Source organism: Roseibium sp. JB4-4 (genome assembly GCF_055693425.1).
Genome location: NZ_CM146333.1, coordinates 4168769 through 4180886 on the forward strand (window position 1 = coordinate 4168769; position 12118 = coordinate 4180886).

A 12118-nucleotide genomic window follows, 5' to 3' on the forward strand; every position below is an offset into this window, starting at 1 on the left:
CCGCCCGACTTGGACGGCTTTTTAATGAACCTTAAACAGTGTTATTCTTGTTAAGGTTTCCTTAACGTAAAAAAACACGGTTAAAGAACAGAGTTAAGTCACAATTAATGAATTCCCGTCAGTATCCTCACAAGTTTGATGTGTCCGGCATTGGTTGAAGCGGGCGCTCACTGGAAGAGGACTAGGACATGGACAATTTCTTTAAGCGTTTGTCTTTGGCCGGATTTGCTGTTGTGCTTTCCTCCGCGGGCTACGCTGCGGATTTGCCAACCCCGGTCATCGAGCATATTCCCGCAGCGCCAGCACCCGCCGTTGGTGGTTTCTATCTGCGCGGCGATATTGGCTACAAGATCTACAATGATCCGACCGGCAGCTTCAACGACCCGGTTATCGGCGACCTGCGTTTCGAGCGCGAATCCATGGACAGCGCCTGGATGATCGGTGTAGGTGCCGGTTATAAATGGAACAGGTACCTACGTACTGACGTTACGATCGATTATGAAACGCCGGCCCAGGTTAAGGGTTACGCAGTTTGCGGCACCTGTACTGGCGGTTTCTCCGAGGAATACACCGACATCGACGTCTGGACCGTCATGCTCAACGGGTATGTCGATCTCGGGACTTGGAACCGGATTACACCCTATGTTGGTGCCGGTATCGGTGCTGCATATGTAACAACCAACAACACATATTCTGTTAATCCGGGAGGCTCGGGTCGTTTTGATTATGACGGCAAGCACAGTGAATGGAACCTTGCCTGGGCTCTGATGGCCGGTGCCTCCTATGCGGTTACTGACAACTGGGCTATCGATGCTGGATATCAATACCGCGATCTGGGTGATGCCAAAACAGTTAAGCTGCACAATGCAGGCACGGGCGAAACCCGGGTTGAATGGGACGATTTGACGGCTCATGAGATTCGTCTAGGTGTGCGCTACACATTCGGTGGCCGTGCTGCACCTGCCGCGCCGGTTTACTACGAACCGCAAGGGCCGATCAGCAGCAATTTCTGATTGGCGCATCGAACTTTATCAAGAAAGGCCGGTCCTTGGACTGGCCTTTTTTCTATTTGGGGCCCCGGCTCAATGGGGCCGTTCAGTCGCATGTTAACTTTCGCATGCAACGCAACGCAAAACGCTGTCCATGAGGCGCCAAGCCTCGAATTTTTGCATTCCTTCGTAGCGGCGGCAAGCAGGTGGCGGTCTTAGTGAAAGACCCGCTGCAAACAAACATGCCGCGATAACTTTCCCATTTTCCGTTGACCAGGCGTCAGGAACGCCTTATCCCCATAGGTGGGCCACCCCTCCCCAACGAGGGGCAACTATCTGCGAGGGTAGACAGATATGACTGAACTTACTGCCAAGCCGGACGTGCGTCCGGCCAATCCTAATTTTTCGTCAGGTCCTTGTTCCAAGCGCCCCGGTTGGTCCCTTGATCAACTGGCAGACGCACAGCTTGGACGGTCTCACCGGGCCAAGCCCGGAAAGGCCAAACTGGCTGAAGCGTTAGACCTCACGCGCAAGATCCTGAGTGTTCCCGACGATTACCGCATCGGTATTGTGCCGGCTTCCGACACGGGCGCGGTCGAAATGGCGATGTGGTCGCTTCTCGGCGCGCGCGGCGTCGATTTGCTGGCCTGGGAGAGTTTTGGCGCGGGATGGGTGACCGACGTGGTCAAACAACTCAAGCTGGACAATGCCAGGATCTTAAAAGCGCCATATGGCGCATTACCCGATCTGGGTGACGTCGATTTCGACAATGATGTTGTCTTTACTTGGAATGGAACGACGTCCGGTGTTCGGGTGCCCGATGGCAATTGGATCGCGGATGATCGTGCCGGTCTCACGATTTGCGATGCGACATCTGCCGCCTTTGCACAAACACTTCCTTTCGAAAAGCTCGATGTTGTCACCTTCTCCTGGCAGAAGGTGCTTGGCGGTGAAGCAGCGCATGGTGTGTTGATCCTCAGCCCGAGAGCTGTGGAACGCCTCGAGAGCTATACACCCGCGTGGCCGCTGCCCAAGATCTTCCGCCTCACCAAAGGCGGCAAGCTGATTGAAGGCATTTTCAAGGGCGAGACCATCAATACTCCTTCCATGTTGTGTGTTGAAGACTATCTCGATGCGTTGAAATGGGCGGACGGAATTGGCGGCTTGTCGGGCCTTTGTGCGCGTGCCGATGCCAATCTCAAGGCTCTTGCCGACTGGGTCGAGAAGACCGCGTGGGTAGATTTTCTGGCTGAAAATTCCGCAACGCGGTCGAATACATCCGTGTGTCTGAAGGTCACGGATCCAGGTGTTCTGGCATTGCAAGAAAATCAGCAGGCCGCATTTGCCAAGGCGCTCGTCTCCACACTCGATGCTGAAGGTGTCGCCTTCGATATCGGTGCCTATCGCGATGCACCTTCCGGTCTCAGAATATGGGCAGGGGCAACAGTTGAAACAGCTGACCTGCAGGCCCTGACGGTTTGGCTCGATTGGGCGTTCGCGCTCGAAAAAGGCAAGCTTCCTCAGGCGGCCTGAGCATATCTCCAAAACACAGTGACACTGCCGGGCGGATTTCTGCCCGGTCACGGCATTTATTCAAGGAGATGCTTTTATGGCTCCCAAGGTATTGATTTCCGACAAACTTTCGCCCGCAGCAGTTCAGATTTTCAAGGATCGTGGCATCGACGCCGATTTCCTGCCTGATGTTGGCAAAGACAAGGAAAAACTCCTCGAAATCATCGGTCAGTATGATGGGCTGGCCATTCGTTCCGCCACGAAGGTAACGGAAAAGATCATTGCGGCAGCCGACAATCTCAAGGTGATCGGCCGGGCCGGTATCGGTGTCGACAATGTCGATATTCCCAAGGCGACTGCGCGCGGCATCATTGTCATGAACACGCCGTTCGGCAATGCGATCACCACCGCTGAACATGCCATCTCAATGATGATGGCGGTCGCGCGGCAAATTCCGGCGGCTGATGCATCGACACAGTCAGGCAAGTGGGAAAAGTCCCGTTTCATGGGCCGTGAAATTACCGACAAGACGCTTGGGCTGGTCGGCTGTGGCAATATTGGCTCCATCGTTGCAGACCGCGCCATCGGCCTAAAGATGCGCGTTCTCGCTTATGACCCGTTCCTGACACCAGAGCGTGCGATGTCGCTCGGTGTCGAAAAGGTTGAATTGAACGATCTGCTTGAGCGCGCGGACTTTATCACGTTGCATACACCTCTTACCGACAAGACTCGCAACATCATCAATGCGGATGCAATCGCGAAGATGAAGAAGGGGGCTTATCTCATCAACTGTGCGCGTGGCGGTCTGGCGGACGAAAAAGCAGTCAAGGCAGCGCTCGATGAGGGGAAACTCGGAGGTGCGGCTTTTGACGTTTTTGTTGAGGAGCCGGCCAAGGAGAACATCCTCTTCGGAACATCCAATTTTGTATCGACACCGCATCTTGGTGCGTCAACGTCGGAAGCGCAGGAGAATGTCGCGCTTCAAGTTGCCGAACAGATGTGCGACTACCTTCTGCATGGCGCAGTGCGCAATGCGCTCAACATGCCTTCAATTTCAGCGGAAGAAGCACCCAAGCTCGCACCTTTTGTTCGGCTCGCCGAGCAACTCGGTTCCTTCGCTGGTCAGTTAACGGAAACCGCGATCCAGGGCGTCAGGCTGGAATATGCAGGCGCTGTGTCGGAAATGAACGTTCAGGCGCTGACAGCGGCCGCGATCACCGGTCTGCTGACGCCGCTTTTACAAACCGTCAACATGGTGTCTGCACCCATTCTGGCCAAGGAACGTGGTGTCAAGGTTGAGGAAATCCGGCGTGAAAAACAGGGTGCCTACGAAACCTACATCAGATTGACGGTGATCACTGAAAGACAGGAGAGGTCGGTGGCCGGTACGGTTTTCGCCGATGGCAAACCTCGGGTCATTCAGGTGAAGGGCATTAATATGGAGGCCGAACTTGGCCAGCATATGCTCTACATCACCAATGAAGACAAGCCAGGCTTCATTGGGCATCTGGGCATGGAACTTGGCAACAATGGCGTCAATATCGCGACGTTCAATCTGGGTCGCCTCGCGCCAGGTGATGATGCCATTTGTCTGGTCGAGGTTGATGGAAGAGTTCCCGAGGAAGTCATGTCCCGCCTAGAGGCCGTTTCGCATGTAAAACAGGTGAAAGCTCTCGAGTTTCAATAATGCAGCAGGAGGCGTTGGCAGTGCAGCGCCTCCGCTTTAAACGGTTTTTGCCTGCTTGCCGCGCATAACTCTGCCGTCAAGCACGACGAGTCCGATCAGGAGCACGCCGAAGCCGCTGAGTTGAAGTACACTCAGGTTTTCACCCAGAATGAGCCAGCCAAAGAAGAGCGCGCTCGCCGGCACGATCAGTGTTACCAGTGAAGCGTTTGTGGCACCTGCGTTTGCCAGCAACTGAAAATAGATCAGATAGGCGAAGGCGGTCGCCAGGATGCTGAGGGCCAACACGTTGAGCCATGCGGTTATGCCAGGGTCGCCTATAGACCAGCCGGCGCTTGTCAGAACCGCAACCGGCAGCATCAGCACACTCGACCCGATCAGTTGTCCGGTCGCGGCAACCTGCGGCGGCACATCCTTGAAGCGTTTCGCAAATGTTGCGGCAAAGGCATAGGAAACTGCGGCTCCAAGACAGCAGAGCTGCGCCCAGAGAGGATCGGTGGCAAGACCTGTGAGGCTGCTCGACAGCATGATTGCCACTCCGACAACACCCAGCACGACGCCGGCAACGCGGTTTGCCTGAAGTGGTTCCTGTTTCACGATCAAGCTTGCAACGATTACGGTGAAGACCGGTGTTGTTGCATTTAGAATTGATGCCAGCCCCGCGCCAATTTCCGTTTGCCCCAGAAACAAGAGGGAAAACGGAACGGCGTTGTTGAGGAAGCCCATTACCAGAAACGGCACGGCATATCGCCATTCCAGGTGCTTGATCAGGCCTTGATGCCAAAGAACGAGGAGCAGAACGGCGCAGGCAATCGAAACTCGGAAAAAGACCAGTGTGAATGGCGGAATTTCTGCAACTGCGACCTTGGCAAAAAGAAAGGAACCGCCCCAAATAGCGCCGAGAACAAACAACAGGATCCAGTTTCGAAGCGACATTGACATTTCTCGTTGATTTGGAGTGACGTCTCTCGCCTACCATGCCGTAAGACGTGCGGACACCCGAAATCCGATTTGTGGAATAGGAAGAAAAGAAAGCCGACAATGACACAGAGTTCGACCGCTGGAGAGGCGAGGCCGCTCGCAGGGCGCATATCGCCACTGTTGATTGCCGCTGCCTGTCTTTTGGGAGCAAACGGACTGGCGATGACCATGATCGCGGTTCGGGCACGTGTCGAAGGGGTTTCTGACGCCAGCATCGGTCTGCTCGGTTCTCTTTATTATGCAGGTTTGATCTGCGGGGTTCTTCTGGCACCGTTCCTGATCGCACGCGCAGGACATATTCGCGTGTTTGCGGCGCTGGCGGCCATCAGCGCAATTGCCATACTCGCGATTGCCTTTGCACCTGCGGGTTGGCCCTGGATGATCGCGCGCTTTGTCAGCGGTGCAGCATTTTGCGGCACGGCCATGGTTCTGGAAAGCTGGTTGAACTCCATTGCATCCAACGCTTCGAGGGGGCGCATCCTTTCCGTTTACAGGATTGTTGATCTGGCTGCCGTCATGGGTGGCCAATTCATGCTGCCGATCTTTGGAGCAACAGGAAGCGATATCCTGATCGTCTTGGCGATGCTGTTCGCGTTTGCACTTGTTCCCGTTGCCCTGACGCGAGAAAGCAATCCGGCTGCACCGCCGGCAAAAATCGTCAACCCCTTAGCGCTATGGCGGGTGTCTCCGGTTGCGATGGTCGGAATATTCACGATTGGTCTGACGAATGGCGCATTTCGTATGGTCGGGCCGGTTTACGCCGAGTCGATTGGCCTTGGGCTCGAAACCGTTGCGATCTTTATCGCTCTTTGGGTCTTTGCGGGTGCGTTGTTTCAGTATCCGGCCGGCTGGATGTCCGACAGGGTCGACCGAAGATGGGTTCTCATCGGCTTCACGATTGCAGCTGGCCTTGCCTGTCTCTTCATATCGGGAACATCCAGTCAAACCGATTTGTTTATGGGGGTTTTTCTTTTTGGCGGTTTTGCCCTGCCTCTTTATTCGCTTGCCGCTGCGCACGCGAACGATCACGCAAAACCCGGGCAGTTTGTCGACATTGCTGCAGGTCTGACATTGTCATTTGGCTGTGGTGCGGTGCTTGGACCGTTTATTGCCTCATTGTTGATGGGCATGTTCGGTCCCGCCGCATTCTTCGTCTATACGGCAACCCTTCATCTGGCTTTGGTGCTTTTCGTCATCTTTAGGATGTTCAGCCGGCAAGCAATTCCCGCCAACGAGCGTGAACGTTTTGTCTGGCTGCTCAGGACATCTCCGATGATCTATCGTTTGGCTGGGGGAGACAGGGAGGAAACCTCCGACAAGCCTTCGCCGGATGCTTCCGGGCCTGCCTAATTGTCGCCCTGAAAGATCCTATATGCCAGGCAGCTGAAAACCACGCGGACCGTATGATTTATTTCGGTTCGAAGACTCGCAAGAGCATGGAAACCTGTCTATAGTCCGCGCCGTTTGCCCCGGTCCGGTTGCCGGGGTTTGTCATGTTGGCACATACCGGCCCGTATTGCGCAGCGCAAATCTGGCGGTTCCGTGCGAAGACGCTTCAGGAGAGCAAAAACTAAATGGCGAATGTGGTTGTTGTCGGTTCGCAGTGGGGAGACGAAGGCAAAGGCAAGATTGTCGACTGGTTGTCGGAACAAGCCGATGTCATCGTAAGGTTCCAGGGCGGACACAACGCCGGGCATACGCTGGTTATCGACGGTGTCAGCTACAAGCTGTCTCTTCTGCCCTCCGGCGTGGCGCGCGAAGGCAAGTTGTCCGTCATTGGAAATGGCGTTGTTTTGGACCCGCATGCGCTTGCCGAGGAAGTTGAGCGTCTGAGCGCACAGGGTGTTGTTGTTACGCCTCAAAGCCTGCGCGTTGCTGAAAACGTGACCCTCATTCTGTCTCTTCACCGGGAGCTCGACGCCCTGCGTGAAAACTCCAACACCGGAACGCGTATCGGCACCACCAAGCGTGGCATAGGTCCAGCTTATGAAGATAAAGTCGGGCGGCGCGCAATCCGGTTGATGGATCTGAAGAACCTGACGACGCTGCCGGCCAAGATCGATCGTCTTTTGACGCACCACAACGCGCTGCGGCGCGGCCTGGGGCAAGAAGAAATTTCTGCTCAGGCCATCTACGATGAGCTGGCGAGCGTTGCTGACAAAGTGCTGCCTTATATGGACAAGGTCTGGTATCTGTTGGACGAGCAGCGCCGCCAGGGCAAGCGCATTCTGTTTGAAGGTGCACAAGGAGCATTGCTCGACATTGATCACGGTACCTATCCGTTCGTCACGTCTTCCAATACCGTCGCCGGCCAGGCTGCAACAGGTTGCGGGCTCGGCCCGGGCTCCGTCGATTATGTGCTTGGGATCACCAAGGCTTATACGACGCGGGTCGGTGAAGGACCGTTCCCGACCGAACAGGAAAATGAGGTCGGTGAGTTTCTTGGAACACGTGGCCATGAATTTGGAACCGTAACGGGACGCCGCCGCCGCTGCGGCTGGTTCGATGCGGTTCTCGTACGCCAGACGGTTTGTACATCAGGCATCAATGGTATTGCATTGACGAAACTCGATGTTCTTGACGGCCTGGATGAAATCAAGATCTGCATTGGCTACGAGCTTGACGGCGAACGGATTGACTACTTGCCTGCTTCGCAGGGTGCTCAGGAGCGCGTCATTCCGATCTACGAATCACTGCCGGGATGGAAAGAATCTACGGAAGGGGCTCGCAGCTGGGCGGATTTGCCAGCGCAGGCCGTTAAATATGTACGTCATGTGGAGGAGTTGATTGGCGCTCCTGTGGCGCTTCTTTCCACCAGCCCTGAGCGGGATGACACAATTCTTGTGCAGAATCCTTTCCAGGATTGAGATCTGTGTCTGGAAAAACACATTATTGAACGAGATAGTGGCGTACTGCGAATCAGAACAAACAGTGCGTCCCGTCAAGGGACAGGCTAGCCTGTCTCTTGAACTTAGACAGTGGTAGAAAAGGTATTGTAGGCAACTCGGTTGAAGCTTAGCGTGCGAAGATTGTCTCTTGGCTTCAAAAACTTGCTATAAGCCTGAGAAAGATCCGATATTCAGGCCCGCAGACGAGTCCCTGCAGTCGGCCGGTAGGCAGGAAGATGGCTGATTACTATTCGATATTGAAGAAAACGATCGCGTCTTTGCCCGAGAACAACGGTGCTGCTCGCAGAAGCGTCTACAGCCGTGCCCGCAATGCCATCGTCAATCAGTTGAAAGCGTACGAACCGCCTCTCGCGCCGTCCGAGATCACGGCTGAGCAACTTCGTCTTGAAGAGGCCATTCGCAAGGTTGAAGCCGAAGCGGCACGCGAAAGTCTTGGTCTCAGTCCAACGGGTGCTGCGGGCGGCGGGCAGGTGCCAAAGGCACAGGTGGCTGCACCGGAACCGGTAGCAGAGACCCCGGTCCCGACACCTGAGGAACCTCCGAGAGTTGAGCCGGAAGCGCCTACTCCCCAAGCGGAAGATACGCCTTCGCCGCTGAAAGATACCTTGGTGGAAGCTGAAGGTCTTGGCGTGGCCACAAGCCAGGCCGTGCAGCAGGCGAAGGAAGCCGTTGATCCGGCTGCCGCCGAGCAGGCTGCATCTCAGGTGGCTGCTGAACGCAAAGAACCGGCATTTGATGCTCCCGCGCCCCAAACGGCTGCCACGGAACCTGTCGCTGCTGAGCAAACTGGCGAACCGGAATTGGCGGCGGACGCAGGGCTATATGCCGACGAACCTGCACAGGCTGCAAAGGAAGAACCTGCCAAGAAGGCCAAGCGCTCACGCAAGGATCGCCCGAAAGCTTCCGACGCTTTGCGTGGCGACGGCTCAGGAAAACGGTGGTTGCCGATAGCGATAGCGGCTGTCCTGGCACTGGCTGTTGTCGGTGCAGGAGCCTATTTCCTGCTCCCAATCGGCGAACAGGGCTCAGAAGACCGTGTCGCAAGCCAAACTGAAAGCAACTCAAGCGCCGCTGTTGTGCAGCCAAGCACGGATACTCAGGTTCAGACAAGCGAAGTTCCTGCGGACGATAGCGATTCCTCAAAAATCTCAGACAGGTTGCTGGATGGCGGAGAAGGTGTCAGTGATGGAGACGTCGTGGCTCCGGACGCCAGAACCGTCACGACCACAACAATCACGCCGCAGGCTGACGAACCGGCACCAGCGCCTTCGCAGCCGTCGATCGTGACCAGCATTGAAAGTGAACCGGCCCCGACACCACCGGCAGGCGATGCTGCTCCGGTTCCCGGTATCGATGCGGCACCACCAGCCCCGGCTGACGATAATCTTGTGGCTGTTGCGCCGGAGGCACCGTCAAATTCTGAAACACGTGCGAGTCAGGACGATGGTATACAGCGCTCCATCCTCTACGAAGAAGGTGAAGACACCGGTGGCTCCGGAACAGCTGCACAGGGAGCAGTTGTCTGGAACATCGAAGAGGAAACCAATCTCGATGGCAGGTCGCAAGCCGTATTGAGCGCTGAAATCGAAATTCCCGAACGTGATGTCAAGGTTGATATTCGCATCAAGCCCAATGACGACACCTCGCTTCCGGCAAGTCATCTTGTTGAAATCAAATACGAATTTCCCGAAAACTTTGCTGCCGGTGATGTTGTCAACGTCCCAGGCTTGGTGATGAAGCCGACTGAAGAAGCCCGCGGCGATGCACTGATTGGCGCGTCGGTGAAAGTATCCCCTGGTTTCTTCTGGATTGCTCTTTCGAGCCTGCCCAATGAGCAGCAACGCAACATGGCTCTTCTCAGGGAGAGGGGCTGGATCGATATTCCGATGCTGTATGAAAACGGCAAGCGCGGTATCCTGACACTCGAAAAAGGTGCGGCTGGCGAAGACGCTGTCGAAAAGGCAATTTCTTCCTGGCAAGCTGGCTAACGGCCACGGCTTTTCCGAAAAATCAAAAACTGATCGTCCAATGTCTTGCCTTTTTCCAAAAGGTTAGGCATGGTCCGTCTCGGTCCGAGGGGTGTTCCGTATCGCGGAACTGAGATGGCAAGTTGCCGAACCCTTAGAACCTGATCCGGGTCATGCCGGCGAAGGGACGGAATCCTTAGCCAAATCCCGGATCTCCAGTGTCAGTGTCGGTTTGTCCGACGACGGGAGATCCTATGTCTATTTGCTTGAAAAAGCAGAGGTTTGATTATTTTTACAAGCCTCTGAATCATGAGCCGGCACCAGAGCCGTTGAACCGCCTCTTGGAGGCGGCATGAGTGCATTCCTGTCAGTTTGCGGTAAGTTTCTTGTGGGCGTCCTGGTCATATTTGGCATTTGGGCTCTGTTGGTTGTGCTGTTTGAGCCGCCGTCTTTCATGCTTCCCGGACCGCTTGAGGTGCTGCAGTCGTTCCCAGCAAACGCACCCTTTTTGTTGCACCATGCCGGTATCACCGCGCTTGAAACGGTGATCGGTTTTGTACTCGGCGTAAGTTGCGGGACAGTGCTTGCTGTTTGGATCTGGCTTTATCCGTTGGCCGGACGGGTCGTCATGCCAACCATCCTGGTGACGCAGGCCTTGCCGGTCTTTGCCATTGCACCGGTTCTTGTTCTCTGGCTTGGATTTGGTATGTCGTCGAAGATCGTCATGGCCATCCTGGTGATCTTCTTTGCGGTCACTTCAACGGTTTATGACGGTCTGAGGCGGCTCGATTCCGGGCTTGTCGACCTGGCGCGCCTTTATAGAGTTCCGCGCTTTCGCGAACTTTGCGTATTTCGCCTGCCGGCAGCATTGCCTGCTTTCGTATCGGGTATTCGTGTGGCAGCCGTTTTTGCACCGATTGGCGCTGTTGTTGGCGAATGGGCGGGCGCCAAAGGCGGCCTTGCCTTCATCATGCTTCAGGCGAATGCCCGCGGGAATGCCGATCTTCTGTTTTCCGCCGTCATCCTGCTCGCCCTCATGGTGCTCGCTCTGCGCTATGCAGTCGAGCATCTCAGCAGACTTCTTGTTCCATGGCAGGTCGAAGACTGACTGCCACAATCTGGAGGATTGAATGAAAAAAACACTCATGTCTTTGACTGTCGCTGCCGCCATGCTTTCAGCGGTGCCCGCGCAAGCCGCCGACAAGCTGACGGTGCTGCTGGACTGGTTTACCAATCCGGACCATGCACCGGTTATCACTGCTCAGACCAAGGGGTTTTTTGAAGCGGAAGGGTTGGAAGTTGAATTGATCGAACCTGCAGACCCTGCAATGCCGCCCAAGCTTGTGGCCGCAGGCCAGGGCGACATAGCAATTTCCTATCAGCCGACATTGCACGCGCATGTCGAAGAGGGTTTGCCGGTCGCTTGGATTGGTACCCTGGTCGAAACGCCTCTGAATTCCCTGATTGTTCTCAAAGATGGACCGATCAAGGAAATTGCAGACCTCAAAGGCAAGACGATCGGCTTTTCGGTGTCCGGGTTTGAAGATGCCATGCTTGGACAAATGCTGCGTTCGGTAGGACTCAGCGTCGACGATGTTGAGCTTATCAACGTGAATTTCGCGCTGTCGCCTGCTTTGATGTCAGGACAGGTCGACGCCGTGATCGGCGCTTATCGCAATTTTGAGCTCACGCAGATCGAGATTGAAGGCAAGGAAGGCAAAGCCTTTTTTCCCGAGGAGAATGGCGTTCCGGTTTTCGACGAGCTGATCTATGTCGTGAACAAGGATCAGGTTGAAGACCCGCGCTATGAGAAGTTTCTCGCGGCAGTCGAGGCTGCGACGGTCTATCTGACCAATCATCCTGACGAAGCCTGGAATGCTTTTATTGAGGCCTATCCTCATTTGAATGATGAGCTTAACAAGCGCGCTTGGGCGGACACATTGCCAAGGTTTGCAAAGCGCCCGGCAGCCCTTGATGAGGGTCGCTATCAGCGCTTTGCAGAGTTCATGGCGGAAGCCGGACTGATCAGTAAGGTCGTTCCGGTGGAGACATACGCGGTCGAAATTCGCTAGGAGT

General features: G+C 55.3%; 9 protein-coding genes and 1 riboswitch. Of the genes, 8 read left to right on the forward strand and 1 reads right to left on the reverse strand.

All coding sequences use genetic code 11. The features are described from left to right. The first annotated feature begins 188 nt into the window (after window positions 1-188). The 3 genes from ACZ1HV_RS19680 to serA all read left to right on the forward strand — a co-directional run bounded on the left by ACZ1HV_RS19680 (window position 189) and on the right by serA (window position 4188). Window positions 189-1013, forward strand: coding sequence for an outer membrane protein (locus ACZ1HV_RS19680; RefSeq protein WP_298819953.1), 825 nt, complete (start codon window positions 189-191; stop codon window positions 1011-1013). 330 nt (window positions 1014-1343) lie between these two features. After that, window positions 1344-2522: a phosphoserine transaminase gene (locus tag ACZ1HV_RS19685; protein ID WP_298961026.1), complete on the forward strand. Its 1179-nt coding sequence runs from the start codon at window positions 1344-1346 to the stop codon at window positions 2520-2522. A 76-nt stretch (window positions 2523-2598) separates the two neighbouring features. Beyond that, window positions 2599-4188, forward strand: coding sequence for a phosphoglycerate dehydrogenase (gene serA / locus ACZ1HV_RS19690; RefSeq protein WP_298819957.1), 1590 nt, complete (start codon window positions 2599-2601; stop codon window positions 4186-4188). A gap of 36 nt (window positions 4189-4224) precedes the next feature. Here the strand turns inward: serA and ACZ1HV_RS19695 are convergent, their stop codons facing one another. Then, complete coding sequence (locus ACZ1HV_RS19695) at window positions 4225-5121, reverse strand: DMT family transporter (RefSeq protein WP_472716066.1); 897 nt, start codon at window positions 5119-5121, stop codon at window positions 4225-4227. Window positions 5122-5226: 105 nt separating this feature from the next. On the opposite strand from ACZ1HV_RS19695, the gene ACZ1HV_RS19700 reads away from it, so the two are divergent. From ACZ1HV_RS19700 to ACZ1HV_RS19720, 5 genes are all read left to right on the forward strand, one after another. Continuing rightward, window positions 5227-6516, forward strand: coding sequence for an MFS transporter (locus tag ACZ1HV_RS19700; RefSeq protein WP_298819961.1), 1290 nt, complete (start codon window positions 5227-5229; stop codon window positions 6514-6516). 224 nt (window positions 6517-6740) lie between these two features. Beyond that, window positions 6741-8033, forward strand: a complete 1293-nt coding sequence (locus ACZ1HV_RS19705; protein ID WP_298819963.1) for an adenylosuccinate synthase — start codon at window positions 6741-6743, stop codon at window positions 8031-8033. A 257-nt stretch (window positions 8034-8290) separates the two neighbouring features. Beyond that, a complete protein-coding gene (locus tag ACZ1HV_RS19710; protein WP_472716067.1) occupies window positions 8291-10063 on the forward strand; it encodes a hypothetical protein in 1773 nt (590 codons plus the stop codon). A gap of 77 nt (window positions 10064-10140) precedes the next feature. Further along, a riboswitch (TPP riboswitch) is annotated at window positions 10141-10247 on the forward strand. 147 nt (window positions 10248-10394) lie between these two features. Then, window positions 10395-11150 (forward strand): ABC transporter permease, encoded by a 756-nt coding sequence (locus tag ACZ1HV_RS19715; RefSeq protein ID WP_298984643.1) that lies wholly within the window; start codon window positions 10395-10397, stop codon window positions 11148-11150. A 22-nt stretch (window positions 11151-11172) separates the two neighbouring features. Beyond that, window positions 11173-12114, forward strand: coding sequence for an ABC transporter substrate-binding protein (locus tag ACZ1HV_RS19720; protein ID WP_298819969.1), 942 nt, complete (start codon window positions 11173-11175; stop codon window positions 12112-12114). The last annotated feature ends 4 nt before the right edge of the window (window positions 12115-12118 follow it).